Raw genomic sequence first — 25,523 nt, 5'->3', positions numbered from 1 at the left:
CAGGATTCAAGACATGTTCAACGGTAAATCGATTTTCATCTCCGGTGGCACCGGCTCGTTCGGGCGCAAGTTCATCGCGCGCCTGCTGGAGCAATACCAGCCCAAGCGCGTGGTGGTGTTTTCCCGGGATGAGCTCAAGCAATACGAAATGCAGCAGACGTTCAACGCGCCGTGCATGCGTTACTTCCTCGGTGACGTACGCGATGCCGATCGTCTGCGCCAGGCCATGCGCGGCATCGATTACGTGGTGCATGCCGCGGCGTTGAAGCAGGTGCCGGCGGCGGAATACAACCCGACCGAATGCATCCGCACCAACGTCAACGGCGCGGAGAACATCATCGCCGCCGCCATCGACAACGGCGTGAAGAAAGTCGTCGCGCTGTCCACCGACAAGGCCGCGAGCCCGATCAACCTGTACGGCGCCACCAAGTTGCTGTCGGACAAGCTGTTCGTCGCGGCCAACAACATTGCCGGTGAACAGCAGACGCGTTTTGCCGTGGTGCGCTACGGCAACGTGGCGGGCTCGCGCGGGTCAGTGGTGCCGTTCTTCAGCAAGCTCATCGCCGACGGCGCGACAGAACTGCCGATCACCGACGAGCGCATGACCCGCTTCTGGATCACCCTCGATCACGGCGTGCAATTCGTGCTCGACAGCTTTGCGCGGATGCACGGCGGTGAAGTGTTCGTGCCGAAGATCCCGTCGATTCGTGTGGTCGATCTCGCGCGTGGCATGGCCGAGCACCTGCCGCACAAGAACGTCGGCATCCGTCCGGGCGAGAAGCTGCATGAACTGATGGTGCCGCTGGACGATGCACGGATGACCCTGGAGTTTGCCGATCACTACACGATCCAGCCGTCGATTCGTTTCACCAGCGTCGACGTGGATTTTGCCGAGGACAAACTCGGCGAGCGTGGCGTGCCGGTCGGTGAAGATTTCGAGTACCGCTCCGACACCAACCCGCACTTCCTCTCGGTGGGGCAGATCGCCGACCTGCACGCGAAGCTGTCGGTATGATCCCCTACGGCCGGCAAAGCCTCGACCAGACGGACATCGACGCGGTGGTCGAGGTGTTGCAGTCCGACTGGTTGACCCAGGGCCCGACCATCGAACGCTTCGAGCAGGCGATGGCCGAGCGTTGTCAGGCCGATTTCGCCGTGGCAGTGTGCAACGCCACGGCGGCGCTGCACATTGCCTGTCTCGCGGCGGGGCTGGGAACGGGCGACCGCTTGTGGACCACGCCGAACACCTTTCTCGCGTCGGCCAACTGCGGCCGTTATTGCGGTGCCGACGTTGATTTCGTGGACATCGATCCGCTGACCTGGAACCTCGATGCCGAAGTTCTGGCAAGCAAACTCGATGCTGCCGAACGCGACGGTACGCTGCCCAAAGTGCTGGTGGCAGTGGCGTTCTCCGGGCAGAGCTGCGACATGCGGCGGATTGCCGAACTGGCCGAGCGCTATAACTTCACGGTCATCGAAGACGCCTCCCACGCGGTCGGCGCCAGTTACGCCGGGCGCCCGGTGGGTTGCGGTGAATTTGCCGCGATGACCGTGTTCAGCTTTCATCCGGTGAAGATCATCACCAGCGCTGAAGGCGGCATGGTGCTGACCAATCGCCCGGAACTGGCCGAGCGCCTGCAACGCCTGCGCAGCCACGGCATGACCCGCGATCCGCAGCAGATGACCGAACCCAGCCACGGCCCGTGGTACTACCAGCAGGTCGAACTGGGTTTCAATTACCGGATCACCGATCTGCAAGCCGCGCTGGGCCTGTCGCAGTTGGGCAAACTGGACGAGTTCATCGCCCGTCGCCGGGAGCTGGCCGCGCGTTACGACCGCTTGCTGGCGTACTTGCCGGTGACTGTGCCGAGCCTCCAGCCGGACGCCGAATCGGCCTGGCATCTTTATGTGGTGCGTTTGCAGACCGAACGCATCAGCCTCAGCCACCGTCAGGTGTTCGAAGGCTTGCGCGCCGCCGGCGTCGGCGTGAACCTGCACTACATTCCGGTGCATTTGCAGCCGTACTATCGTGACCTGGGTTTCTCCGAGGGTGACTTCCCCGAAGCGGAGCGTTATTACGCCGAAGCGATCAGCCTGCCGCTGTTTCCGTTGCTGAGCGATCAGCAGCAGGATTATGTGGTTGAGCAATTGCGTCGGTTGACTGAATGATTGCCGCCACGGCGGTGGATGGAAAACGGTAATGCGTGATCTCAGCGAGCAGGAACAATTCTGGCAGGGCGAATTCGGCAACCAGTACGTTGACCGCAACGTCGGCCAGCCACTGGTGGCGGCCAATCTGGCGTTGTTCGCCAAGGCGCTGACCCGGGCCGGGCGGATCGACAGCCTGCTGGAGCTGGGCACCAACGCCGGCAACAACTTGCAGGCGCTGCGTCAGTTGTTGCCCCGCTGCGAGCTGTTCGGGGTCGAAATCAATGCCAGTGCCTGTGCCCAGGCGCGTGCGCTGGAGATTGCGAACATCTGGCACGGTTCGCTGTTCGACTTTCCCCGTGAACGCCAATACGACCTGACCCTGAGCAAAGGCGTGCTGATCCATCTGGCGCCGGAACTACTGGCGACGGCGTATGCGCAGTTGTATGCGTTGAGTTCGCGCTACATCCTGATCGCCGAGTACTACAATCCGTCGCCGGTGGAAGTGTCCTATCGCGGCAACAGCGGCAAGCTGTTCAAGCGTGATTTCGCCGGTGAAATGCTTGATCGTTATCCTGATCTGCAACTGCTGGATTACGGCTTCGGTTATCACCGCGATCCGCAGTTTCCGGTGGACGACATCACCTGGTTCCTTTTGGAAAAACGTCCTTGAACAACGTCGCAATCATCCCGGCCCGCGGGGGCAGCAAACGCATCCCGCGCAAGAATCTCAAGCCGTTCGACGGTGTGCCGATGATTGTCCGTTCGATTCGCACGGCCCTCGATTCTGGGTTGTTCGAGCAAGTGGTGGTCAGCACCGACGACGCAGAGATCGCCGACGTGGCGCGGGCCAACGGTGCCCACGTGCCGTTCATGCGTCCGGCGGAGCTGGCCGATGATTTCACCGGCACTGCGGCGGTGATCGTGCATGCCTTGCAGCAACTGCCGGCCTTCGAATACGCCTGCTGTGTGTACGCCACGGCGCCGCTGTTGCAGGCGCGCTTTCTGCGTCAGGGCTTTGAATTGCTGGCGCAGCATCCGGACAAGTCCTTTGCTTTTTCGGTCACCGATTTCGGCTTTCCTGTGCAGCGCGCCTTGACCCTCGACGGGCAGGGCGGCCTGACGGCGTTGTACCCCGAATTTCGCAATACCCGTTCGCAGGATCTGCCGGCTGCCTTTCAGGATGCCGGCCAGTTCTATTGGGGCCGTAGTCAGGCCTGGCTGGGTGGCGAGGTGCTGTATTCGCCGGCAAGTCTGCCGGTGATCCTGCCCCGGTATCTGGTGCAGGACATCGATACCGTCGAAGACTGGAAGCGTGCCGAGTACCTTTACGCGGCACTCAAGGCGGGCGGAGAACTGCAATGAGAGTGCTGATCCGCGCCGACGCCTCGCCGACCATCGGCAGCGGCCACATCGCCCGGTGCCTGACGCTGGCGCGGGTATTGCGCACGCAAGGCAGTCATGTCGCGTTTGCCTGCCGTCGTTTGCCGGGGCATCGGCTTGATGCGTTGCAGAGCGAAGGCTTCGAGACCTTCGCGTTGCCGGATCGCTATGCCGGTGAAGACCCGGAGCAAGCCATCGAATCGATGCTGCCGTGGCAGGCGGATATCGATGCACTGGCGGCGCAACTGGAAAGGCAGCCCGGATTTGACTGGATCATCGCCGACCACTATGGCCTCGATCATCACTGGCAGACCGCTGCCCGTCGCTTTGCGCCACGGATTGCCGCCGTCGATGATCTGGCGACCCGGCGCTACAGCGTGGATCTGCTGCTCAATCAGAACCTCTCCGGGCTCAGCGAAAACTATCAGCCGCTGCTGCCGGCCGGTTGCCGAACGCTGCTCGGTCCGCGCTTTGCCATGTTGCGTGAAGAGTTCAGTGGCCCGGCCATCGAGATCAAACCGGTGGCGCGCCAGGTGCTGGTGAATTTCGGCGGCTTCGATGCGGCACGCCAGACTCATCACGCGATGCTGGCGCTGGCGGATTTTTCGGCGCTTGAAGTGGATTTTGTCGCCGGCGCCGACAACCCGGCCTGGGCAGAGATGCAGGCGCTGGCCGAAACGCGGCCGCACTGGCGCCTGCACAGTTTCGTCAGTGATTTTCATCGGCGCATGACCGAGGCCGACCTGTTTATCGGCGCCGGCGGTGGCACCAGTTGGGAACGCGCGGCCCTGGGCCTGCCGACGATCTGCATTGCGGTGTCGAACAACCAGCAGGCCAACGGCGAGGTGATGGCGGCGGCCGGGGCGCATGTGTTCATGGGCGCGCGGGAGCAGGTCAGCGTCGAGCAACTGCGCGATGCCATCGGCTTTGTCGTAGGCAACTTTTATCTGCGCCAGAGCCTGGCCGAACGTTCGCGGCAACTGGTCGACGGACACGGTGCGCTGCGGGTAGCGGCGGCACTGGCCGGCGCGGTGCTCAAATTGCGCCAGGCGACGCCGGAGGATGCGCAGTTGCTGTTCGACGGGCGCAATGCCGAGGTGGTGCGCCGCTGGTCGCTGGACAGCGGGGCGATTGACTGGACGCAACATGTGAACTGGCTGGGCGCGAGCCTGCGCAATCCTCAGCGGTTGCTGCTGGTGGCCGAGGCGGATGACGGCCCGGTCGGCGTCCTGCGCTACGATCTGCGCGGCTTTGAGGCGGAGGTTTCGCTGTATCTGCTTGAGGGGCGATTCGGCCTCGGCTGGGGCCGGGCGCTGCTGGCGCAGGGTGAAGCCTTTGTGGCTGCGCACTGGCCGCAAATGACCGCCATCACCGCTCAGGTGTTGCCGGCCAATCGGCCCTCGATGAATGTTTTTCGTGACGCCGGGTTCACCCAGAGTGCCTGTGCGTTCACCAAGGTATTGAAGGAATCCCGTCAATGAGCAGTTTCAAGATCGGCAACCGTCAGATCGGTGCCGATGCGCCGCCGTTCATCATCGCGGAAATGAGCGGCAACCATAACCAGTCGCTGGACGTAGCCCTGCAGATTGTCGAAGCGGCAGCAAAGGCCGGTGCGCACGCCCTGAAGCTGCAAACCTACACCGCCGAAACCATGACTCTGGATCTGGCGCAAGGCGAGTTCTTCATCAAGGATCCGAACAGTCTCTGGGCGGGCACCTCGCTCTACGACCTGTATGAAAAGGCCCACACACCCTGGGAATGGCATGCGCCGATCTTCGCCCGGGCCAGAGAATTGGGCATGCTCGCGTTTTCCACGCCGTTCGATGACAGCGCCGTGGACTTTCTCGAAAGCCTCGATGTGCCGGCCTACAAGATCGCCAGTTTCGAAAATACCGATCTGCCGTTGATTCGCCGTGTCGCGGCGACCGGCAAACCGCTGATCATTTCCACCGGCATGGCCAGCATCGCCGAACTCGATGAAACCGTGCGCGCTGCCCGTGAGGCAGGTTGCAAGGATCTGGTGCTGCTCAAATGCACCAGCACCTACCCGGCGACGCCGCTCAACAGCCACGTGCGCACGATTCCGCATCTGCGTGAGCTGTTTGGCTGTGAGGTCGGGCTGTCCGATCACTCGATGGGTGTAGGCGTGTCGGTGGCGGCGGTGGCACTCGGCGCGACCGTGGTGGAAAAACACTTCACCCTCGACCGTTCAGCCGGAGGGGTGGACGCCAGTTTCTCGCTGGAGCCGGCGGAACTGGCCAGCCTGGTGGTCGAGACCGAACGTGCCTGGCAGGCCATGGGCCAGGTGCATTACGGGGTGACCGAGGCTGAGCAGAAGTCGCTGGTTTACCGTCGGTCGCTGTACGTCACGACCGATATGGCGGCCGGCGAACCCTTCACGGCGGCCAATCTGCGCGCCATTCGTCCCGGTCTCGGTCTGCCGCCCAAGCACACCGATGCGGTCCTCGGGCGCCGTGCGCGCCAGCCGATCAAGCGTGGTACACCGCTGGACTGGTCATTGGTCGAATGACCCAATCTGCCACCGATTCGGCAAAATAGCGTGACCTGCGAGTCATAACGCGCATCTTCACTGTATTGTAATGACCGGGGGAGATGGCGCCTGGCCCGTTTTCGGCCCAGTGATAGCCCTTTGCGCTCCCCGTGGCTGCCCGTTGTGGCGGCCGTTTTCTGTTTGTCGGCGCCCCTCGAATCCTTGCGAGCGGTGGTATTGGGCAGTTTATTATTGGGAAGCCGTAATGATTGGCATAAAAAGCATTGCGAGCTACGTTCCTGTAGCCGGCGTGGATAACTACGCACAAGGTGCGAAATTCGAGAAGGATGAAGAGTTCATCCTTGGCAAGATCGGTTCGGCCTTCCTGCCGCGCAAAGACGCGGAACAGGAGACCTCCGATCTGTGCGTTGAAGCGGCCAATGCGTTGTTTGCCAGCAATCCGGATCTGAAACGCGAGTCCATCGACGCACTGATCGTCGTCACCCAGAACGGTGACGAAGAAGGCCTGCCGCACACCGCAGCCATCGTTCAGGACAAGCTTGGTCTGCCAACCAACGTGGCCGCGTTCGACATTTCCCTGGGTTGCTCCGGTTACGTCTACGGCATCTATGCGATCAAAGGCTTCATGGAAGCTGCCGGCCTCAAGAACGGCCTGCTGATCACCGCTGACCCGTATTCGAAGATCGTTGACCCGGAAGACCGCAACACCACCATGCTGTTTGGCGACGCTGCTACCGCCACCTGGATGGGCGAAGACCCGGTCTGGGCGCTGGGCAAGGCCAAGTTCGGCACCGACGGTTCCGGCGCACCGCACCTGAAAGTCACCGATGGCGTGTTCTTCATGAACGGCCGTCAGGTGTTCAACTTCGCGCTGCTCAAGGTGCCGGCCCACCTGCACGAACTGCTCGACGATTCCGGTCTCAAGGCCGATGACATCGATGCCTTCTGCATTCACCAGGGCAGTGCGGCGATTGTCGACGCCGTGGCGCGGCGCTTCGAAGGCGAGCCGGAGAAGTTCATCAAGGACATGGTCGAGACCGGCAACACCGTGTCGTCCAGTGTGCCGCTGCTGCTGGAAAAACACGTGATGGATTCCGACTGGAATCGCATTGCAATCAGTGGTTTCGGTGTCGGTTTGTCATGGGGTTCGGCGATTATTTATCGTCCTTGAATCCGCTAAGAACGACGGATACAAAAATAGCGTTCAAGGGTTAACCTTGAACGCTATTTTTTTTTGCCTGAAGGGAGCGCGAGGCGTCATGAGTGAGTTTTTCCAGGCCAATGCTGAAGTCATCGAACGACGCTGGCCGGCGCTGTTCGCGAGATTGCTGAACGAAGACGGTTCGGCGATCGAGGCTGAGCTGACGCAAGGGCTGGGCTCGACGCTGAGCATTGGCGGCATTCAGCTCACCAGCCGGCATGACCGTGTCCGCGAGGCGCAGATTCAGGCCGCCAGCCTGCCGGCGGACAAGCCGCAACTGCATGTCTACGGCACCGGCCTCGGGGATTTGCCCGCGGTGTTGCTGGAGCGCACCGGGCTTGAGCGACTTTACGTACACATCCTCAATGGCGCGGTGTTCGCCCTGGTGCTGCAATTGATCGATCAGCGTCAGTGGCTGCAGGATCCGCGAGTTGAATTGCTCTACGCCGGCGACCTGCCCGACATCTGCACGCCGTTTTTTGCATTGCCTGCCGAGATGCTGCTGGCCGATGACTTCAACGCAAAGATTCGCGATCGGCTGGTCAGCGAAGTGCACCTGAGCTTCAACAACCGCGAGTTCGATCCGCAGTCACCGTTCATTCAACAGCGTCTGCAGGACTGCTTGCCGGTATTGCTGGCTGACGATGATGTGGCGACGCTGTTCGGCACCTGTGCCGGTCGGGAGATTTTCGTGATTGGCACGGGGCCGACACTGGAGCAGCATTTCGAACGTCTGGCGGTGATCCGCGAGCGGGCCGATCGTCCGTTGTACATTTGTGTCGATACCGCGTACCGGCCGCTGCGCGAGCACGGGATCGTGCCCGACTATGTGGTGAGCATCGATCAGCGCATCAGCTTCCGGCATTTGCCTTTCGAGGACTCCGACGGCATCCCGCTGGTGTATCTGCCCATGAGTGACCCCGAAGTGCTGAGGGCCTGGAAGGGCAAGCGTTATGGCGCTTACTCGGCCAGTCCGGTCTATGCGGCATTGCGTGAGCAGTACCCGAGGGCGCTGTTGCATGTGGGCGGCAGCGTGATTCACCCGGCCGTGGATCTGGCAGTGAAGATGGGCGCTGCACGCATCACCCTGTTCGGCGCCGATTTTGCCTTCCCGATGAACAAGACCCATGCCGGCTGGAGTGATGGTGACCTGGGGCCGTCGGTGAATCAGGCGCGGCACTGGGTGCGTGACGGGTATGGCGAGCGCGTCAGTACCCAACTCAATTTTCGCGGTTATCTGTGCGTGCTCGAGCGATACATCGCCAGTCAGCCGCAGGTGGCGTTTTTCAACAGTAGTCGCGCGGGGGCGCAGATTGCCGGTACAGCGTTCAATCAGGAGTTTGTGCAATGACTGCGCTGCAAGGCTGTATAGACGAATGCCGCCAGTGCGCCGGGCTTTTTCGCTTGGGTCGTGATGTCGAGGCCGCTTTGACCATGGTCGATGTGTTCGAGGGCGCGCAGCAGTCATTGCTGTCGGCCGGCGCGCAGACGCAGCAAGTCTGGGCGCAATTGCTCACGCAAATGCTCGAGTGCCAGGAGCGTCAGGACTGGCTGGGACTTGCCGATTTCATGGAGTACGAGTTGATTCAATTGCTGGAAGAGCCATCTGCCTGAAGAGGGCTGAAGGCGCTGGCTCGCAGGTTTGCGCCGCGGACGGTTTTATGACGCCATTTTTTCGAAAGTAAAGTGCTGCTAAGTCTTTGTTTTCTAGGGGGTGGCAGGGTGATGGCAAATTTTTTCAAAAAAGCCCTCAAGCAACCTGCAAACCCGACGATAACTATTACGAAGGTTCTCTAGGCCATACCCGGCGGTTGCCAGGGCCGGAAGCCGCAGTACCCAACCAACGAGGAATTCGTCATGGCTTTAACAGTAAACACCAACACCACGTCGTTGAACGTTCAGAAAAACCTGAACCGCGCTTCCGACGCTCTGTCGACTTCGATGCAGCGCCTGTCTTCCGGCCTGAAAATCAACAGCGCTAAAGACGACGCCGCCGGCCTGCAGATCGCTACCCGTATGTCCTCGCAGATCCGTGGTAACACTCAGGCGATCCAGAACGCCAACGACGGTATCTCCGTTGCTCAGACCGCTGAAGGCGCTCTGCAAGCTTCGACCGACATCCTGCAGCGTATGCGTGAACTGGCTGTTAAAGCTCGTAACGGTACCAACGGCACTGCTGACCAGACCGCAACCAACGCTGAATTCGCTCAGATGTCTGACGAAATCACCCGTATCTCGGCTGCTACCAACCTGAACGGCAAAAACCTGCTGGACGGTTCGGCTGGTACTGTAACTCTGCAAGTTGGCGCCAACACTGGCTCCGCCAACCACATCGACCTGGTACTGAGCGGCAAGTTCGACGCTGCAAGCCTGTCGGTAGGTAGCGGTACTGTTGTTCTGACCGGTGCTACTTCCGCAGCCGCCGCTTCGAACATCGACAACGCGATCACCGCGATCGACGCTGCAATTGCGAACATCAACGCCACCCGCGCTGCTCTGGGTGCTTCGCAAAACCGTCTGACCAGCACCATCTCCAACCTGCAGAACATCACCGAGAACACCACTGCTGCACAAGGTCGCGTACAAGATACCGACTTCGCCGCAGAGACTGCTAACCTGACCAAGCAGCAAACCCTGCAACAGGCTTCGACCTCTGTTCTGGCTCAAGCCAACCAACTGCCTTCCGCTGTACTGAAGCTGCTTCAGTAATTTCGGAATGAGTTTTGGCGGGGGAGTGCGCTTGGCGTGCTCTCTCGCTTTTTTCATGTTAGGAGGTGATGGGCATGGACATGAGCGTAAAGCTTAACGTGTCTTATCCGGCTCCCAAGCCAACAGCTCCGGTTGTTGATAAGCCGTCAGAGACGCCTGAGGCTCCCAGAAATACCGTCGCTCCGGTTGCTGACAAGAAGCAGGACACGGATGAGGCGAAATTGAAGCTGGCGGTGCAGGAGATCGAGAAGTTCGTCCAGTCGATCAAGCGCAACCTGGAATTCTCGATCGACGAGCATTCCGGAAAAGTCATCGTCAAGGTGATCGCTAGCGAGACGGGTGAAGTCGTTCGACAGATTCCCTCCGCAGAAGCCCTGAAGCTGGCAGACAGCCTCGCCAATGCGAGTCACGTGTTGTTCGACGCCAAAGTCTGATAGCTGGCATGAATAGTGTTTGAAGTTCTTTAGACGCAGATATTGGTCAAAAGACTGGCAACAACCCTAGGGAGATGCACATGGCAAGTCCAATTTTACCGGGTTCGGGCCTGGGTTCCGGCCTGGACATCGGTGCAATCGTTACTGCGCTGGTCAACGCCGACAAGTCGCCGAAACAGACGCAGATCGATAACGCGACAAAAACCAATACGCTGAAGATTTCCGGCATTGGCACGTTGAAGAGTGCGCTGACCGCATTTCAGACGACGATGACCAATCTGGGCAGCAAGACCAGTCCTGCGTTTGCCGGTTATACCGCGACTTCGGGTACGCCCGCAGTTTTGGGTGTGACTTCGGATAACACCGCAGTTTCCGGTACTTACAGCGTTGTTGTGACTAAGCTGGCCACCGGCTCGAAAGTAGCCAGTGCATCCTTCGCCGGCGGTGCGGCCAGTGCCATTCCGAGTGGTACCCTGAAAATCAGTCAGAATGGCACTGATTACAATGTCACGATTCCAGCCAACGCGACCTTGCAGAGCACTCGTGACGCAATCAACACGGCTCAGGGCGTCAATGGTATTTCTGCCAACATCGTGACTGACAGCACGGGTGCTTCGCGCCTGGTGATCAGCTCCAGCAAAACGGGTGCGGGTACTGACCTGAGTGTCAGTGGCATTGCCGGCCTGGAAATTGATGGTACCCAGCAGTTGGGTGCGACTCCGGCGCCTGGCGCTGCCGGTTCCGTCAATGGTCTTGCACAGGATGCGCAGCTGACCATCGACGGTCTTTCGGTGAGCAGCAAAAGCAACACGGTAACCGGAGCCATCAGCGGTTTGACGATGAACCTGCTGACGGTCCCTGCCACGCCGGGTACGCCAGTCACGGTCACTGTCGACACCAACACCAAAGGCTTGCAGACGTCGGTTCAGGCCTTCGTCGACGCCTTCAACACCTTGAAGAGCACCATCGATACCTTGTCCAAGGCGACGCCGGACGAAGATGGCAAGCTGACCGTTCAGGCGGCCTTCACTGGTGACTCCCTGCCGCGTTCTCTGATTGCCGATATCCGTGCTCAACTGACTGAGGGCGGCGCAGGCGATACATTGAAATACCTGTCGCAAATGGGAGTTATGACCGACCGGCTCACCGGTAACCTGACCCTCGACACGACGGCGTTCAACAAGGCGATGGCCACGCCGGGCATGACTGGTCAGGTGCAGAAGATGTTCACCGGCACTGACGACAAGAACGGTCTGCTGACGCGCATGAGCAAGGCAGTGGATCCGTATCTCAAGCCATCGGCTGACGGCAAGACTACCACGGGTCTGCTTGACCAGCGCATGACGATCCTGAACAACAACACCCGCAATATTACTTCCCAGCAGCTGGCGCTGGATCTGCGTGTGGCCAACCTGACCAAGACGTTGACTGCCAAGTACAACGCCATGGACTTGCTGGTAGGGCAAATGAAAGCGACGGCAAGCAACATTACGTCCTTCTTTGCCTCGCTCAACGCTCAGCAATCCGCGAAGTAACATGCAAGAGCGACAAAAACCCGGCTACGCTTTTGAGCGTGTGCCGGGTTTTTGTCTTATGGTCTAAAGTTTTCTGGCTTGCAGGCGATACACTGCTCATACGAGTCATAGTTGCAAATGAGGTAGAACATGAATCCGATGTTGGCCCTTCGGCAATACCAGAAAGTCGGCGCTCAGGCCCAGACGTCCGAAGCGAGTCCCCACCGTCTGGTGCAAATGCTGATGGAAGGTGGTCTGGACCGTATCGCTCAGGCAAAGGGCGCCATCGAGCGCAAGGACATTGCCGCCAAGTGCACGGCGATCAGCAAGGCCATCGGCATCGTCAGCGGCTTGCGTGAAGGTCTGGATCTGGAAAAGTCCGCCGATACGCTGGCTGATCTGGACGGTCTTTATATCTACATGATGAAGCGTCTCGCCGAGGCGAACATCGACAGCGATCCACGCATCCTTGACGAGGTCGCCGGCTTGCTGAGCACGGTCAAGGAAGGCTGGGACGCAATCGCGCCTGCGCCTGCTCCGCAGTTCTGAGGAGATCATCATGAGTCTTGTATTGCAGCGAATCGAAGAAACCCGAGTAGCGCTGGTCGGTGCCCTGGCCGAGCGCAACTGGGAAGCCATCGGTCAATTGGATCTCGATTGCCGTTCCTGCATGGAAGATGTCTTGAGTGAGGCTTCGCTTGATGAAGTGGCGCTGCGCGATAATCTTGAGGAGTTGCTGCATGTCTACAAGCAGCTGCTTGAAGTGGCGATGGGTGAGCGTCAGGCGATAGTCGACGAGATGTCGCAGATCACCCAAGCGCAGAACGCGGCAAAGGTTTACCATCTGTTTGGTTAATTAACCCTCAGTTAATCCAGACATGTGCGCCATAAATTTGACTGTGCACGGTTTTTTGACTTAACTAGTGGCTGTTTTCAGATTTCAGGCGTCTACAGGCACAAGGTGTCCTGCAAGCGTCTCGCTTGCCCCTCATTTTGGGCATTGAGTTGACTAGGGAAGTTGCTATTGCATGTGGCGTGAAACCAAAATTCTGCTGATCGATGACGATAGCGTCCGCCGCCGCGACCTGGCGGTGATTTTAAATTTTCTTGGCGAAGAAAATTTACCCTGCGGAAGCCATGACTGGCAGCAGGCAGTCGGCTCTTTGTCGTCTAGTCGTGAGGTCATTTGCGTACTGATCGGGACGGTCAATGCTCCTGGTGCGCTTTTGGGCTTGCTAAAGACACTCTCAACCTGGGATGAGTTCCTTCCGGTTTTGCTGATGGGCGATAATTCTTCGGTGGACCTGCCCGAAGACCAGCGCCGCCGGGTGCTTTCGACCCTCGAAATGCCGCCGAGCTACAGCAAGCTGCTCGACTCCCTGCACCGTGCCCAGGTCTATCGCGAGATGTACGACCAGGCCCGCGAACGCGGCCGTCATCGCGAACCCAACCTTTTCCGCAGTCTCGTCGGCACCAGTCGCGCGATCCAGCACGTGCGCCAGATGATGCAGCAAGTGGCCGACACCGATGCCAGCGTGCTGATCCTCGGCGAGTCCGGGACCGGCAAGGAAGTGGTTGCGCGCAACCTGCATTACCATTCCAAGCGTCGTGACGCGCCATTCGTACCGGTCAACTGCGGGGCGATCCCGGCCGAGTTGCTGGAAAGCGAACTGTTCGGCCACGAGAAGGGCGCCTTTACCGGCGCTATCACCAGCCGTGCCGGCCGCTTCGAGCTGGCCAACGGCGGTACGCTGTTCCTCGACGAAATCGGCGACATGCCGCTGCCGATGCAGGTCAAGCTGCTGCGCGTGCTGCAGGAGCGCACCTTCGAGCGTGTGGGCAGCAACAAGACCCAGAGCGTCGACGTGCGCATCATCGCCGCGACCCACAAGAATCTCGAAAGCATGATCGAGATCGGCACCTTCCGCGAAGACCTCTACTATCGCCTGAACGTGTTCCCGATCGAGATGGCGCCGCTGCGTGAGCGCGTCGAAGACATTCCGTTGCTGATGAACGAGCTGATCTCGCGCATGGAGCACGAAAAGCGCGGTTCGATCCGCTTCAACTCCGCCGCGATCATGTCCCTGTGCCGCCACGGCTGGCCGGGCAACGTCCGCGAGCTGGCCAACCTGGTGGAGCGCATGGCGATCATGCATCCGTACGGGGTGATCGGCGTGGTCGAGCTGCCGAAGAAATTCCGCTACGTCGACGACGAAGACGAGCAAATGGTCGACAGCCTGCGCAGCGATCTGGAAGAGCGCGTGGCGATCAACGGCCATACGCCGGACTTCACCGCCAACGCCATGCTGCCGCCGGAAGGTCTCGACCTGAAGGACTACCTCGGTGGTCTGGAGCAGGGGCTGATCCAGCAGGCGCTGGACGACGCCAACGGCATCGTGGCCCGTGCCGCCGAACGCCTGCGTATTCGCCGCACCACGCTGGTGGAGAAGATGCGCAAGTACGGCATGAGCCGCCGTGAAGGAGATGAACAGGCGGATGATTGACGCCTGTTTTTCAACCGCTTCATTTATAAGCGGTTTTTTTTAGGCACGGGTATTGCTAAGTCCCTCGCAACGTTCCGTTTAACTGACGGTCAGCCAAGCGAGAGAGCACAATGCCCCAAGCCTCCCAGATGTCTTCTGTTCCCGAGTCCTCGGGGCAACTGCCGTCCGTAGAGCAGGCGAGCCGCCAGGGGCTTGAGCAGGCATTCGCACTGTTCAATCAGATGTCCAGCCAGTTGACCGATTCCTACAGCATGCTCGAAGCCCGGGTCACCGAGCTCAAGGGCGAGCTGGCCGTGGTCAGCGCCCAGCGCATGCAGGAACTGGCGGAAAAAGAACGCTTGGCCAACCGTCTGCAAAATCTCCTCGATCTGTTGCCCGGTGGCGTCATCGTCATCGACGGTCACGGCATTGTGTGCGAGGCCAATCCTGCCGCCATCGAATTGCTCGGCCTGCCGCTGGAAGGTGAGCTGTGGCGCCATGTCATCGCCCGTTGCTTTGCGCCCCGTGAGGACGACGGTCACGAAATTTCCTTGAAGAACGGTCGACGCCTGTCGATTGCCACCCGCTCGCTGGATGCCGAGCCGGGGCAGTTGGTGCTGCTCAACGACCTGACTGAAACCCGTCACTTGCAGGATCAACTGGCGCGCCACGAGCGGCTGTCGTCCCTGGGGCGGATGGTCGCGTCGCTGGCGCATCAGATCCGCACGCCATTGTCCGCCGCCTTGTTGTACGCCAGTCATTTGACCGAGCAGGAACTGCCGGTCGCCACCCAGCAGCGTTTTGCCGGGCGCCTCAAGGAGCGCCTGCACGAACTGGAGCATCAGGTGCGCGACATGCTGGTGTTCGCCCGCGGTGAGCTGCCGCTGACCGACCGTGTCACGCCGAATGCCTTGATGCAGTCGCTGCAGGCCGCGGCGCTGACCCACGTGCAGGACCTGCCGATCCGCTGGCAGTGCGACAGCCATGCCGGCGAGTTGCTGTGCAATCGCGACACGCTGGTCGGGGCGCTGCTCAATCTGATTGAAAACGCCATTCAGGCGAGTGCCGGTGAGGTGCGTCTGAAGGTGCATTGCTATACCCGCGACAACACCCTGCGTTTGTGTGTCAGTGACAGCGGCAGCGGTATTGATGCGGCGGTGCTGGCGCGGCTGGGCGAGCCGTTTTTCACCACCAAAGTTACCGGGACGGGCCTGGGCCTGACCGTGGTCAAGGCCGTGGCGCGTGCGCATCAGGGAGAATTGCAGCTGCGTTCGCGGGTCGGGCGCGGTACGTGCGCGCAGGTCATCCTGCCGTTGTTTTCTGCTGTACAGGGAGCTGAGTGAAGGTCATGGGCATCAAGGTTCTGCTGGTCGAGGATGACCGCTCGTTGCGCGAAGCGCTGGCCGATACGCTGCTGCTGGCCGGTCACGACTATCACGCGGTGGGTTCGGCCGAAGAGGCGCTGAGCGCGGTCGAGCGCGAAGCGTTCAGTCTGGTGGTCAGTGACGTCAATATGCCGGGCATGGACGGCCATCAATTGCTCGGCCTGCTGCGCGCACGGCAACCGCAATTGCCGGTGCTGCTGATGACCGCCCATGGCGCGGTCGAGCGCGCGGTCGATGCCATGCGCCAGGGCGCGGCGGATTATCTGGTCAAGCCGTTCGAGCCCAAGGCTCTGCTGGATCTGGTAGCGCGTCACGCCTTGGGCAGTCTTGGCGCCAGCGACGCCGAAGGCCCGGTCGCGGTCGAGCCCGCCAGCGCACAATTGCTGGATCTGGCGGCGCGGGTCGCACGCAGTGATTCCACCGTGCTGATTTCCGGCGAGTCCGGCACCGGCAAGGAAGTGCTGGCGCGCTACATTCACCAGCAATCCCATCGTGCCAGTCAGCCGTTCATTGCGATCAACTGCGCGGCGATCCCCGACAACATGCTCGAAGCTACCCTGTTCGGTCACGAAAAAGGCTCGTTCACCGGCGCCATCGCGGCCCAGGCCGGCAAGTTCGAACAGGCGGACGGCGGCACCATTCTGCTCGATGAGATTTCCGAAATGCCCCTCGGCCTGCAAGCCAAGCTGCTGCGGGTGTTGCAGGAGCGGGAAGTCGAGCGGGTCGGCGCACGCAAGCCGATCACCCTCGATATTCGCGTGGTAGCCACCACCAACCGTGATCTGGCCGGTGAAGTAGCAGCGGGGCGATTCCGTGAAGACCTCTATTATCGTCTGTCGGTATTTCCGCTGGCCTGGCGTCCGTTGCGCGAGCGCACCGCCGATATCCTGCCGCTGGCCGAGCGTCTGTTGGCCAAACACGTCAATAAAATGAAGCATGCGATGGCGAAGTTCTCGCCCGAGGCGCAAGCGTGCCTGATCAGTTATCCGTGGCCGGGCAACGTGCGCGAGCTGGATAACGCGGTTCAGCGGGCCTTGATTCTGCAGCAGGGCGGCTTGATCCAGCCGCAGGATTTCTGTCTCTCCGGCCCTGCGTTGTTTGCTCCATTGCCGGCGGTGGTGCCCGCCGCGTCGATCATTCGAGAGGTCGAAATCGACGCGGATTCGGCCGGTGCACTGGGCGATGACCTGCGTCGCCGGGAGTTCCAGATGATCATCGACACCCTGCGTACCGAGCGCGGCCGACGCAAGGAAGCCGCCGAAAAACTCGGCATCAGTCCGCGCACCCTGCGGTACAAACTGGCGCAAATGCGCGATGCGGGCATGGATGTCGAAGGCTACCTGTTCGCCACCTGACGGGTGGCGCAAACGTTTGAAACGGCTTTTTCTGAAAGCGGTGCCCATGAGCTGGCACCGTTGTTGCTAACACCTGAGTACCCGCCGAGTGAGTGTCAAAAAATTGCGGGGCGCCCAAGAGAGTAGACCATGAGCCAAGGTATTGAATTTAATCGGTTGATGATGGACATGAAGGCCATGCAAATGGACGCCATGTCGAAGCCGAAATCGACTTCCGCTGTCCCGGAACTGGCAGGCAGCAACTTTTCCGACATGCTTGGTCAGGCCATCAACAAAGTGAACGATACCCAACAGGCGTCGAGCCAATTGGCCAACGCGTTCGAAATCGGCAAGAGCGGCGTCGATCTGACGGACGTGATGATTGCCTCGCAAAAGGCCAGCGTTTCGTTCCAGGCTCTGACCCAGGTGCGCAACAAGCTGGTGCAGGCTTATCAAGACATCATGCAGATGCCGGTTTAAGGACGAGATTGAGTCATGGCAGAAGCAGTCGCCGATAACGTTCCGGCCAAGGCCACCCCGATAGACGGCAAACCGCCGTTGTTCGGCCTGTCCTTCCTGGAAAACCTCTCCGAGATGACCGTGCTGCGTCAGGTGGGCCTGTTGGTCGGCCTGGCCGCGAGCGTGGCGATTGGCTTTGCCGTGGTGCTGTGGTCGCAGCAACCGGATTACCGGCCTCTGTACGGCAGCCTTGCCGGCATGGACGCCAAGCAGGTCATGGACACCCTGGCCTCCGCTGACATTCCCTACACCGTCGAACCGAATTCCGGCGCCTTGCTGGTCAAGGCCGATGACCTGTCCCGTGCGCGGCTCAAGCTCGCGGCCGCTGGTGTCACTCCCAGCGACGGCAACATCGGTTTTGAAATCCTCGACAAGGAACAGGGTCTGGGCACCAGCCAGTTCATGGAAGCGACCCGTTATCGTCGCGGCCTCGAAGGTGAACTGGCTCGCACCATTTCCAGCCTGAACAACGTCAAGGGCGCGCGCGTTCACCTGGCGATCCCGAAAAGTTCGGTGTTCGTGCGTGACGAACGCAAGCCAAGCGCTTCGGTACTGGTCGAGCTGTACTCCGGTCGTTCGCTGGAGCCGGGCCAGGTCGTTGCCATTATCAACCTGGTGGCAACCTCCGTTCCCGAGCTGAGCAAATCGCAGATCACCGTCGTCGACCAGAAGGGCAACCTGCTGTCGGATCAGGCGGAAAACTCCGAAATGACCATGGCCGGCAAGCAGTTCGACTACAGCCGCCGTATGGAAAGCATGCTCACCCAGCGCGTGCACAACATTCTGCAACCGGTACTGGGCAACGATCGTTACAAGGCTGAAGTCTCGGCCGACGTCGATTTCAGTGCCGTAGAATCGACTGCCGAGCAGTTCAACCCGGATCAACCGGCCCTGCGCAGCGAACAGTCGGTCAACGAACAACGCACCGCCAGCAATGGCCCGCAAGGTGTGCCGGGTGCCCTGAGCAACCAGCCACCGTCGCCGGCTTCGGCGCCGCAGACCACCGGTGGCGCAGCCGCTCCGGCGAGCATGGTGCAGCCAGGTCAGCCACTGGTTGATGCCAACGGTCAGCAGATCATGGACCCGGCCACCGGCCAGCCGATGCTCGCGCCGTACCCGGCGGACAAGCGTCAACAATCCACCAAGAACTTCGAGCTCGATCGCTCCATCAGCCACACCAAACAGCAGCAGGGTCGCCTGAATCGCCTGTCGGTGTCGGTGGTGGTGGACGATCAGGTCAAGATCAACCCGGCCAACGGCGAAACGACTCGCGCGCCGTGGAGCGCCGACGAATTGGCGCGCTTCACCCGTCTGGTACAGGACGCCGTCGGCTTCGACGCCAGCCGTGGCGACAGCGTCAGCGTGATCAACATGCCGTTCTCCGCCGAGCGCGGCGAAGTGATCGCCGACATTCCGTTCTACTCCCAGCCATGGTTCTGGGACATCGTCAAACAAGTGCTGGGTGTGCTGTTCATCCTGGTGCTGGTGTTCGGCGTGCTGCGTCCGGTGCTCAACAACATCACCGGTGGCGGCAAAAGCAAGGAGCTGGCCGGTCTGGGCGGCGACATGGAACTCGGTGGCATGGGCGGTCTGGATGGTGAACTGTCCAACGATCGCGTCAGCCTCGGCGGCCCGACCAGCATTCTGCTGCCGAGCCCGAGCGAGGGTTATGACGCTCAGTTGAACGCAATCAAGAGTCTGGTGGCAGAAGACCCGGGTCGTGTGGCCCAGGTCGTGAAAGAGTGGATTAACGCAGATGAGTGATAACCGAGCCGCCGTCGCCAAACTGTCCCGGGTCGATAAAGCCGCGATTCTGCTGCTGTCCCTGGGTTCGACCGATGCCGCACAAGTGCTGCGCCACATGGGCCCCAAAGAGGTCCAGCGAGTCGGCGTGGCCATGGCCCAGATGGGCAACGTCCACCGTGAGCAGGTCGAGCAGGTCATGAGCGAGTTCGTCGACATCGTCGGCGACCAGACCAGCCTGGGCGTCGGCTCCGACGACTACGTGCGCAAAATGCTCACCCAGGCCCTGGGTGAAGACAAGGCCAACGGCCTGATCGACCGCATTCTGCTGGGCGGCAACACCAGTGGCCTCGACAGCCTGAAATGGATGGAGCCGCGCGCCGTTGCCGACGTGATCCGTTACGAGCACCCGCAGATCCAGGCGATCGTGGTCGCGTACCTCGATCCGGATCAGGCTGGTGAAGTGCTGGGCAACTTCGACCACAAGGTACGTCTGGACATCATCCTGCGCGTCTCGTCGTTGAACACCGTGCAGCCGGCCGCGCTGAAAGAATTGAACCAGATCCTCGAGAAGCAGTTCTCCGGCAACTCGAACGCCTCGCGCACCACCCTGGGTGGCATCAAGCGCGCGGCGGACATCATGAACTTCCTCGACAGCTCGATCGAAGGCCAGCTCATGGACTCGATCCGCGAAGTCGACGAAGACCTGTCCGGTCAGATCGAAGACCTCATGTTCGTGTTCAACAACCTGGCCGATGTCGACGATCGCGGTATCCAGGCGCTGTTGCGCGAAGTGTCTTCCGATGTGCTGGTGCTGGCCCTCAAGGGTTCGGACGAAGGCGTCAAGGAGAAGATCTTCAAGAACATGTCCAAGCGTGCCGCCGAACTGCTGCGCGACGACCTCGAGGCCAAGGGCCCGGTGCGCGTCAGCGACGTGGAGACCGCACAGAAGGAAATCCTCACCATCGCCCGCCGTATGGCCGAAGCCGGAGAAATCGTGCTCGGTGGCAAGGGCGGCGAGGAAATGATCTAAGCCCATGGACAAGCATGACGACGATGTGACGGACCTGATCCGTGCCCGGGACGTCCGCGGTTTCGAATCTTGGGCGTTGCCCAGCTTCGACCCGCCGAAACCTGAGCCCGAGCCGGAACCGGAGCCTGAACCGCCGGAAATGGAAGAGGTGCCGCTGGAGGAAGTCCAGCCACTGACGCTGGAAGAGCTCGAAAGCATCCGTCAGGAGGCCTACAACGAGGGCTTCGCCATCGGTGAAAAGGAAGGCTTTCACAGCGCCACCCTCAAGGTGCGCCAGGAAGCCGAAGTGGTCCTGACGGCCAAGGTCGAGAGCCTTGAGCAATTGATGGCGCACCTGTTCGAGCCCATCGCCGAGCAAGACACCCAGATCGAAAAGTCGCTGGTCGACCTCGTGCAGCACATCGCCAAACAGGTGATTCAGCGCGAACTGGCCATCGACTCGACGCAGATCGAACACGTCATGCGCGACGCGCTGAAGCTGTTGCCGCTGGGCGTGGGCAATGTGCGGCTGTACGTCAATCCGCAGGATTTCGAACAGGTCAAAGCCCTGCGCGAACGTCATGAGGAAACCTGGCGCATCGTCGAGGACGAATCCCTGCTGCCGGGCGGTTGCCGGGTCGAGACCGACCACAGCCGGATCGATGCCAGCATCGAAACCCGCGTCAGCCAGGTCATGGCCAAGCTGTTCGACCAGTTGCACGAACAGGCCCTGCACCCGGCCGAGCCGGACCTGAGCCTGGACCTGCCGGAAACACCGAAGCCGGCACCGATTACAGAAGAGCCGCTCGCGGACGCCCCCGATGCGCCTTGAACGCACCAGCTTCGCCAAGCGCCTGAGCACTTACGCCGAGGCCACCGAAATCGCCGGTGCGCCGATCCTCGAAGGGCGCCTTTTGCGCATGGTCGGCTTGACGCTGGAAGCCGAAGGCCTGCGCGCCGCCATGGGCACCCGCTGCATGGTGATCAACGACGACACCTATCACCCGTCCCAGGTGGAAGCCGAAGTCATGGGCTTCTCCGGCAGCAAGGTGTTCCTGATGCCGGTCGGCAGCGTGGCCGGCATTGCCCCGGGCGCCCGCGTGGTGCCGCTGGCCGATACCGGCCGCCTGCCGATGGGCATGAGCATGCTCGGTCGTGTGCTGGACGGCGCCGGACGTGCGCTGGACGGCAAGGGCGGCATGAAGGCCGAAGACTGGGTACCGATGGACGGCCCGACCATCAACCCGCTCAATCGTGACCCGATCAGCGTGCCGCTGGATGTCGGCATTCGTAGCATCAACGGTTTGTTGACGGTCGGTCGTGGTCAGCGTCTGGGTCTGTTCGCCGGTACCGGTGTCGGTAAGTCGGTGTTGCTGGGCATGATGACCCGCTTCACCGAGGCCGACATCATCGTCGTCGGCCTGATCGGCGAGCGGGGTCGTGAGGTTAAGGAATTCATCGAGCACATCCTCGGTGAAGAAGGCCTCAAGCGCTCCGTGGTGGTCGCGTCGCCGGCGGACGATGCGCCGCTGATGCGTCTGCGTGCGGCGATGTACTGCACGCGGATCGCCGAGTATTTCCGCGACAAGGGCAAGAACGTCCTGTTGCTGATGGATTCCCTGACCCGTTTCGCCCAGGCCCAGCGAGAAATCGCCCTGGCCATCGGTGAGCCGCCGGCGACCAAGGGTTATCCGCCGTCGGTATTCGCCAAACTGCCGAAACTGGTGGAGCGTGCCGGTAACGCGGAGAAGGGCGGGGGTTCGATCACCGCGTTCTACACCGTATTGTCCGAAGGCGATGACCAGCAGGATCCGATTGCCGACTCCGCACGGGGCGTGCTCGACGGGCACATCGTGCTGTCGCGGCGGCTGGCCGAGGAAGGTCATTACCCGGCCATCGACATCGAAGCCTCGATCAGCCGGGTGATGCCGGCAGTCGTGGCGCCGGAACACATGCAGCGCGCGCAGTACTTCAAACAGCTGTGGTCGCGCTATCAGCAGAGCCGCGACCTGATCAGCGTCGGCGCCTATGTCGCTGGCGGTGACCGCGAGACTGACCTTGCCATCAATCTGCAACCACAGTTGGTCAGATACCTGCGTCAGGGGCTCAACGACAAAATCAGCCTGGGTGAAAGCGAGGCGTACCTCGAAACGATTTTCGCCCCGGCGGCCGGCGGGTAACCGGTCATGGCCCTGAGTCGCGCCGCGCGTCTGGCGCCGGTGGTGGACATGGCCGAGAAGGCCGAAAAAACCGCCGTGCAGCGTTTGGGTTATTTTCAGGGGCAGGTGAAAGTCGCTGAGAGCAAACTCGCCGACCTCAACGCCTTTCGTCTGGATTACTCGCAGCAGTGGATCGTGCGCGGCAGCACCGGTGTGACCGGTCAATGGCTGCTGGGTTTTCAGGGCTTTCTGGCGCAACTCGACACCGCCGTCGATCAGCAGCGCCAAAGTCTGCAGTGGCACCAGAACAATTTGGACAAGGCCCGTGATGCCTGGCAACAGGCATTCGCCCGGGTCGAAGGTCTGCGCAAACTTGTACAACGCTACCGCGACGAAGCCCAGCGTGCCGAAGACAAGCGCGAACAGAAGCTGCTCGACGAGTTGTCCCAGCGTTTGCCGCGCCACGAGGCATTTTGACGGGCAGATCTCGCACAGATCCCGACGCCATCGCACCTTGCCCATGGCCCCTCCAAGTGCTAAACCTTGTACAGGTTCGTCAATGACAAGGAAGCCAGTACATGTCAGTCGTTACAGAAGTTTCTGCGGACAAGAAAAAACTGACGATTTCGGTCAAGGGGCGATTTGATTTCGCCAAGCATCAGGAATTTCGCCAATCCTACGAAAAAGAGCAGCCCGAATCGGTGATTGTCGACCTCAAGGAGGCGACCTATCTCGACAGTTCGGCCCTCGGCATGCTGCTTCTGCTGCGTGATCACGTCGGTGGCGACGATTCGGAAATCCGCGTGGTCAACAGCAGTTCCGATGTGAAGAAGATTCTCGCCATCTCCAACTTCGACAAACTGTTCGACATCAGTTGACGGCCATGCAGCCGCAAGAGCCGCTGACGATCCTGATCGCCGAAGACAGCGCCGCTGACCGGTTGCTGTTGTCGACCATCGTCCGTCGCCAGGGGCATGAAGTGCTGACGGCCACCCACGGTGGGGAGGCGGTCGAGACATTTATCCGGCAAAAGCCGCATTTGGTATTGATGGACGCCATGATGCCGGTGATGGACGGGTTCGAAGCTGCACGGCAGATCAAGAAGCTGGCGGGTGAGAACCTGGTGCCGATCATCTTTCTCACGTCGTTGACGGAAAGCGAAGCCCTGGCTCGTTGTCTTGAGGCCGGCGGTGACGACTTTCTGGCGAAGCCCTACAACCAGGTGATCCTCGCCGCCAAAATCAAGGCGATGGATCGCTTGCGGCGTTTGCAGGCCACGGTTCTTCAGCAGCGCGACCTGATCGCCAAACACCACGAGTATCTGCTCAACGAGCAGCGGGTCGCCAAGGCCGTGTTCGACAAGGTCGCGCATTCCGGCTGCCTGAGCGCGCCGAACATCCGTTACCTGCAATCGCCCTATGCGCTGTTCAACGGCGATCTGCTGTTGGCCGCGTACACCCCGGCCGGCGACATGCATGTGTTGCTCGGTGACTTTACCGGTCACGGCTTGCCGGCGGCGGTCGGCGCGATGCCGCTGGCCGAGGTGTTCTACGGCATGACTGCCAAGGGTTACGGCCTGGCCGAAACCCTGCGGGAAATGAATGCCAAGCTCAAGCGCATCCTGCCGGTGGACATGTTCTGCTGCGCGACGCTGTTGTGCCTGAGTTTTCAGCGGCGCTCGGTGGAAGTCTGGAACGGCGGCATGCCCGACGGCTATCTGCATTGCCTCGCCACCGGGGAGCGCAAGCCACTGGCGGCGCGCCACTTGCCGCTGGGTGTGCTCAGCCCGCAGACCTTCGATGACCGCACCGAGGTTCACTCGATGGCGGTGGGCGATCGGGTGTTTCTGCTCTCCGACGGGGTCATCGACACCTGCGATGCCAACGACCAGCTGTTCGGTGTCGAGCGCTTGCACAAGGTGTTCGCCGCCAATCGCCAGCCGGATCGGCTGTTCGAGGACATCGAGCAGGCGCTGCAGGACTTTCGCGGAGAGGCCCGGGACGATGTGAGCATGGTCGAGGTCAGCCTGCTGGAAGCCGAGCAGGTCAACCCGCCGGCGCCGGTGTATTCGGACAGTGGTCAGTCCTGTCCGCTGGACTGGTCGGTGAGCTTCGAATTTCGCGGTGCCACGCTCAAGCGCTTCAATCCGCTGCCTTACCTGTTGCAGTTACTGCTTGAGGTGCATGGATTGCGGGCGCAGAGTGGCGCACTGTACAGCGTGCTGGCCGAGCTTTATTCCAACGCGCTGGAGCATGGCGTGCTGGGCCTGGATTCGAGCCTCAAGCGCGATGCGTCGGGTTTCGCCCGATATTACGAGCAGCGCAATGCCCGTCTCGAAGCCTTGCAGGACGGTTATGTGCGCGTGCATTTGCAGGTGCGGCCGGAAGGCGAGGGCGGTTGTCTGGTGGTGCGGGTCGAAGACAGCGGCCAGGGATTCGATGTCTCGCGCGTGATGGAGCGGCCGCTGGACGGTGTCCGTCTGTCGGGACGCGGAGTCAGCCTGATCCGGCAATTGGCCCGAAATGCCAGCTGGTCAGACGATGGTCGCAGTGCTCGCGTGGAGTTTTTCTGGGAGGCTCTGGCATAATCCGCGCATTCTTGATCAGGGAGTGAACAAGTGGCTGATACACATGTGGACCACGAGGCGCTGAGCGCGCTGCGGGAAGTGATGGAAGACAGCTATCCGGAACTGCTGGATACCTTCCTCGCCGATTCCGAAAACCGCCTGCGGGAGTTGCAGCAGACTGCCGATGCCGACGCATTGTCTTCCGTTGCGCACAGCTTCAAGGGCAGCAGCAGCAACATGGGCGCGACCCGTCTTGCCGTGCTGTGCCAGGAGCTGGAACAGCATGCCAAAGACAAAAGCCCTTCCGAGATCATCAAACTGGTCGCCGATATTCATAGCGAATTCGCCGATGTGCGGCCCGTTTATGTCGCCGAGCGGCAGCGCTCGCTGACACACTGATCCTGCCGTTGGGCGGTTTTGT

General features: G+C 60.9%; 26 protein-coding genes. All 26 read left to right on the top strand.

The genetic code is table 11. From position 1 onward, the window contains the following. The first annotated feature begins 13 nt into the window (after positions 1–13). The 26 genes from pseB to ACODTD_RS25415 all read left to right on the top strand — a co-directional run bounded on the left by pseB (position 14) and on the right by ACODTD_RS25415 (position 25,501). Entirely contained in the window at positions 14–1,015 is a 1,002-nt protein-coding gene (gene pseB / locus ACODTD_RS25540) for a UDP-N-acetylglucosamine 4,6-dehydratase (inverting) (protein ID WP_064594325.1), read from the top strand. Next, positions 1,012–2,169 (top strand): UDP-4-amino-4,6-dideoxy-N-acetyl-beta-L-altrosamine transaminase, encoded by a 1,158-nt coding sequence (pseC, locus tag ACODTD_RS25535; RefSeq protein ID WP_011333033.1) that lies wholly within the window; start codon positions 1,012–1,014, stop codon positions 2,167–2,169. The genes pseB and pseC overlap by 4 nt, the downstream gene beginning before the upstream one ends. A gap of 31 nt (positions 2,170–2,200) precedes the next feature. Further along, positions 2,201–2,821, top strand: a complete 621-nt coding sequence (locus tag ACODTD_RS25530; protein WP_011333034.1) for a pseudaminic acid biosynthesis-associated methylase — start codon at positions 2,201–2,203, stop codon at positions 2,819–2,821. Continuing rightward, the gene (pseF, locus tag ACODTD_RS25525; protein WP_011333035.1) at positions 2,818–3,513 is read left to right on the top strand and encodes a pseudaminic acid cytidylyltransferase; all 696 of its coding nucleotides are present in this window, start codon (positions 2,818–2,820) and stop codon (positions 3,511–3,513) included. Before ACODTD_RS25530 ends, pseF begins: the two co-directional genes overlap by 4 nt. After that, positions 3,510–5,012: a UDP-2,4-diacetamido-2,4,6-trideoxy-beta-L-altropyranose hydrolase gene (gene pseG / locus ACODTD_RS25520; protein ID WP_489105345.1), complete on the top strand. Its 1,503-nt coding sequence runs from the start codon at positions 3,510–3,512 to the stop codon at positions 5,010–5,012. Before pseF ends, pseG begins: the two co-directional genes overlap by 4 nt. Continuing rightward, complete coding sequence (gene pseI, locus ACODTD_RS25515) at positions 5,009–6,061, top strand: pseudaminic acid synthase (protein WP_011333037.1); 1,053 nt, start codon at positions 5,009–5,011, stop codon at positions 6,059–6,061. The genes pseG and pseI overlap by 4 nt, the downstream gene beginning before the upstream one ends. 226 nt (positions 6,062–6,287) lie before the next feature. Next, the gene (locus ACODTD_RS25510; RefSeq protein WP_011333038.1) at positions 6,288–7,214 is read left to right on the top strand and encodes a ketoacyl-ACP synthase III; all 927 of its coding nucleotides are present in this window, start codon (positions 6,288–6,290) and stop codon (positions 7,212–7,214) included. Between the two features lie 88 nt (positions 7,215–7,302). After that, a complete protein-coding gene (locus tag ACODTD_RS25505; protein WP_489105344.1) occupies positions 7,303–8,595 on the top strand; it encodes a motility associated factor glycosyltransferase family protein in 1,293 nt (430 codons plus the stop codon). Continuing rightward, positions 8,592–8,858, top strand: a complete 267-nt coding sequence (locus tag ACODTD_RS25500; protein WP_489105343.1) for a DUF8042 domain-containing protein — start codon at positions 8,592–8,594, stop codon at positions 8,856–8,858. Before ACODTD_RS25505 ends, ACODTD_RS25500 begins: the two co-directional genes overlap by 4 nt. A 243-nt stretch (positions 8,859–9,101) precedes the next feature. After that, positions 9,102–9,953, top strand: coding sequence for a flagellin domain-containing protein (locus tag ACODTD_RS25495; RefSeq protein WP_011333041.1), 852 nt, complete (start codon positions 9,102–9,104; stop codon positions 9,951–9,953). Positions 9,954–10,027: 74 nt separating this feature from the next. Continuing rightward, positions 10,028–10,387, top strand: a complete 360-nt coding sequence (locus ACODTD_RS25490; protein WP_011333042.1) for a flagellar protein FlaG — start codon at positions 10,028–10,030, stop codon at positions 10,385–10,387. 80 nt (positions 10,388–10,467) lie between these two features. After that, positions 10,468–11,922: a flagellar filament capping protein FliD gene (fliD, locus tag ACODTD_RS25485; protein ID WP_011333043.1), complete on the top strand. Its 1,455-nt coding sequence runs from the start codon at positions 10,468–10,470 to the stop codon at positions 11,920–11,922. A gap of 129 nt (positions 11,923–12,051) precedes the next feature. Further along, the gene (gene fliS / locus ACODTD_RS25480; RefSeq protein WP_011333044.1) at positions 12,052–12,450 is read left to right on the top strand and encodes a flagellar export chaperone FliS; all 399 of its coding nucleotides are present in this window, start codon (positions 12,052–12,054) and stop codon (positions 12,448–12,450) included. Between the two features lie 10 nt (positions 12,451–12,460). Then, positions 12,461–12,757 (top strand): flagellar protein FliT, encoded by a 297-nt coding sequence (gene fliT, locus ACODTD_RS25475; protein ID WP_011333045.1) that lies wholly within the window; start codon positions 12,461–12,463, stop codon positions 12,755–12,757. Positions 12,758–12,929: 172 nt separating this feature from the next. Next, entirely contained in the window at positions 12,930–14,405 is a 1,476-nt protein-coding gene (locus ACODTD_RS25470; RefSeq protein ID WP_003222863.1) for a sigma-54 dependent transcriptional regulator, read from the top strand. 110 nt (positions 14,406–14,515) lie between these two features. Beyond that, a complete protein-coding gene (locus tag ACODTD_RS25465; protein ID WP_011333046.1) occupies positions 14,516–15,727 on the top strand; it encodes a sensor histidine kinase in 1,212 nt (403 codons plus the stop codon). 5 nt (positions 15,728–15,732) lie between these two features. Then, on the top strand, positions 15,733–17,124 hold the full coding sequence (locus ACODTD_RS25460) for a sigma-54-dependent transcriptional regulator (protein WP_489105342.1): 1,392 nt from the start codon (positions 15,733–15,735) through the stop codon (positions 17,122–17,124). A gap of 129 nt (positions 17,125–17,253) precedes the next feature. After that, the gene (fliE, locus tag ACODTD_RS25455) at positions 17,254–17,583 is read left to right on the top strand and encodes a flagellar hook-basal body complex protein FliE (protein WP_201819386.1); all 330 of its coding nucleotides are present in this window, start codon (positions 17,254–17,256) and stop codon (positions 17,581–17,583) included. A gap of 15 nt (positions 17,584–17,598) precedes the next feature. Beyond that, positions 17,599–19,386, top strand: a complete 1,788-nt coding sequence (gene fliF / locus ACODTD_RS25450; protein ID WP_007958290.1) for a flagellar basal-body MS-ring/collar protein FliF — start codon at positions 17,599–17,601, stop codon at positions 19,384–19,386. Further along, positions 19,379–20,398 carry a flagellar motor switch protein FliG gene (gene fliG / locus ACODTD_RS25445; protein ID WP_007958288.1) on the top strand — a complete coding sequence of 340 codons (1,020 nt, stop codon included), beginning with the start codon at positions 19,379–19,381 and terminating at the stop codon, positions 20,396–20,398. Before fliF ends, fliG begins: the two co-directional genes overlap by 8 nt. Before the next feature lie 4 nt (positions 20,399–20,402). Then, positions 20,403–21,209 (top strand): flagellar assembly protein FliH, encoded by an 807-nt coding sequence (gene fliH, locus ACODTD_RS25440; RefSeq protein ID WP_221615220.1) that lies wholly within the window; start codon positions 20,403–20,405, stop codon positions 21,207–21,209. After that, positions 21,199–22,557, top strand: coding sequence for a flagellar protein export ATPase FliI (gene fliI, locus ACODTD_RS25435; RefSeq protein WP_011333051.1), 1,359 nt, complete (start codon positions 21,199–21,201; stop codon positions 22,555–22,557). The genes fliH and fliI overlap by 11 nt, the downstream gene beginning before the upstream one ends. A 6-nt stretch (positions 22,558–22,563) precedes the next feature. Beyond that, positions 22,564–23,013 carry a flagellar export protein FliJ gene (gene fliJ / locus ACODTD_RS25430; RefSeq protein WP_011333052.1) on the top strand — a complete coding sequence of 150 codons (450 nt, stop codon included), beginning with the start codon at positions 22,564–22,566 and terminating at the stop codon, positions 23,011–23,013. A 101-nt stretch (positions 23,014–23,114) separates the two neighbouring features. Next, positions 23,115–23,414, top strand: coding sequence for an STAS domain-containing protein (locus ACODTD_RS25425; protein WP_011333053.1), 300 nt, complete (start codon positions 23,115–23,117; stop codon positions 23,412–23,414). Between the two features lie 5 nt (positions 23,415–23,419). Then, positions 23,420–25,123, top strand: a complete 1,704-nt coding sequence (locus ACODTD_RS25420; RefSeq protein ID WP_221615221.1) for an ATP-binding SpoIIE family protein phosphatase — start codon at positions 23,420–23,422, stop codon at positions 25,121–25,123. 30 nt (positions 25,124–25,153) lie between these two features. Continuing rightward, positions 25,154–25,501: an Hpt domain-containing protein gene (locus ACODTD_RS25415; protein WP_007951942.1), complete on the top strand. Its 348-nt coding sequence runs from the start codon at positions 25,154–25,156 to the stop codon at positions 25,499–25,501. The last annotated feature ends 22 nt before the right edge of the window (positions 25,502–25,523 follow it).

Source organism: Pseudomonas sp. FG35 (assembly GCF_057809295.1).
This window is presented reverse-complemented; position numbering and strand designations above follow the sequence as displayed.

What these genes read in the sequence shown, in the direction of transcription:
- fliG (WP_007958288.1), top strand. Translation starts at nt 19,379, where the DNA reads ATGAGTGATAACCGAGCCGCCGTCGCCAAACTGTCCCGGGTCGATAAA.
- ACODTD_RS25510 (WP_011333038.1), top strand. Translation starts at nt 6,288, where the DNA reads ATGATTGGCATAAAAAGCATTGCGAGCTACGTTCCTGTAGCCGGCGTG.
- pseI (WP_011333037.1), top strand. Translation starts at nt 5,009, where the DNA reads ATGAGCAGTTTCAAGATCGGCAACCGTCAGATCGGTGCCGATGCGCCG.
- pseG (WP_489105345.1), top strand. Translation starts at nt 3,510, where the DNA reads ATGAGAGTGCTGATCCGCGCCGACGCCTCGCCGACCATCGGCAGCGGC.
- ACODTD_RS25425 (WP_011333053.1), top strand. Translation starts at nt 23,115, where the DNA reads ATGTCAGTCGTTACAGAAGTTTCTGCGGACAAGAAAAAACTGACGATT.
- ACODTD_RS25490 (WP_011333042.1), top strand. Translation starts at nt 10,028, where the DNA reads ATGGACATGAGCGTAAAGCTTAACGTGTCTTATCCGGCTCCCAAGCCA.
- ACODTD_RS25530 (WP_011333034.1), top strand. Translation starts at nt 2,201, where the DNA reads ATGCGTGATCTCAGCGAGCAGGAACAATTCTGGCAGGGCGAATTCGGC.
- ACODTD_RS25465 (WP_011333046.1), top strand. Translation starts at nt 14,516, where the DNA reads ATGCCCCAAGCCTCCCAGATGTCTTCTGTTCCCGAGTCCTCGGGGCAA.
- ACODTD_RS25460 (WP_489105342.1), top strand. Translation starts at nt 15,733, where the DNA reads ATGGGCATCAAGGTTCTGCTGGTCGAGGATGACCGCTCGTTGCGCGAA.
- fliE (WP_201819386.1), top strand. Translation starts at nt 17,254, where the DNA reads ATGAGCCAAGGTATTGAATTTAATCGGTTGATGATGGACATGAAGGCC.
- fliD (WP_011333043.1), top strand. Translation starts at nt 10,468, where the DNA reads ATGGCAAGTCCAATTTTACCGGGTTCGGGCCTGGGTTCCGGCCTGGAC.
- fliT (WP_011333045.1), top strand. Translation starts at nt 12,461, where the DNA reads ATGAGTCTTGTATTGCAGCGAATCGAAGAAACCCGAGTAGCGCTGGTC.
- fliF (WP_007958290.1), top strand. Translation starts at nt 17,599, where the DNA reads ATGGCAGAAGCAGTCGCCGATAACGTTCCGGCCAAGGCCACCCCGATA.
- fliI (WP_011333051.1), top strand. Translation starts at nt 21,199, where the DNA reads ATGCGCCTTGAACGCACCAGCTTCGCCAAGCGCCTGAGCACTTACGCC.
- ACODTD_RS25500 (WP_489105343.1), top strand. Translation starts at nt 8,592, where the DNA reads ATGACTGCGCTGCAAGGCTGTATAGACGAATGCCGCCAGTGCGCCGGG.
- ACODTD_RS25505 (WP_489105344.1), top strand. Translation starts at nt 7,303, where the DNA reads ATGAGTGAGTTTTTCCAGGCCAATGCTGAAGTCATCGAACGACGCTGG.
- pseB (WP_064594325.1), top strand. Translation starts at nt 14, where the DNA reads ATGTTCAACGGTAAATCGATTTTCATCTCCGGTGGCACCGGCTCGTTC.
- pseC (WP_011333033.1), top strand. Translation starts at nt 1,012, where the DNA reads ATGATCCCCTACGGCCGGCAAAGCCTCGACCAGACGGACATCGACGCG.
- ACODTD_RS25495 (WP_011333041.1), top strand. Translation starts at nt 9,102, where the DNA reads ATGGCTTTAACAGTAAACACCAACACCACGTCGTTGAACGTTCAGAAA.
- ACODTD_RS25470 (WP_003222863.1), top strand. Translation starts at nt 12,930, where the DNA reads ATGTGGCGTGAAACCAAAATTCTGCTGATCGATGACGATAGCGTCCGC.
- ACODTD_RS25420 (WP_221615221.1), top strand. Translation starts at nt 23,420, where the DNA reads ATGCAGCCGCAAGAGCCGCTGACGATCCTGATCGCCGAAGACAGCGCC.
- fliJ (WP_011333052.1), top strand. Translation starts at nt 22,564, where the DNA reads ATGGCCCTGAGTCGCGCCGCGCGTCTGGCGCCGGTGGTGGACATGGCC.
- fliS (WP_011333044.1), top strand. Translation starts at nt 12,052, where the DNA reads ATGAATCCGATGTTGGCCCTTCGGCAATACCAGAAAGTCGGCGCTCAG.
- fliH (WP_221615220.1), top strand. Translation starts at nt 20,403, where the DNA reads ATGGACAAGCATGACGACGATGTGACGGACCTGATCCGTGCCCGGGAC.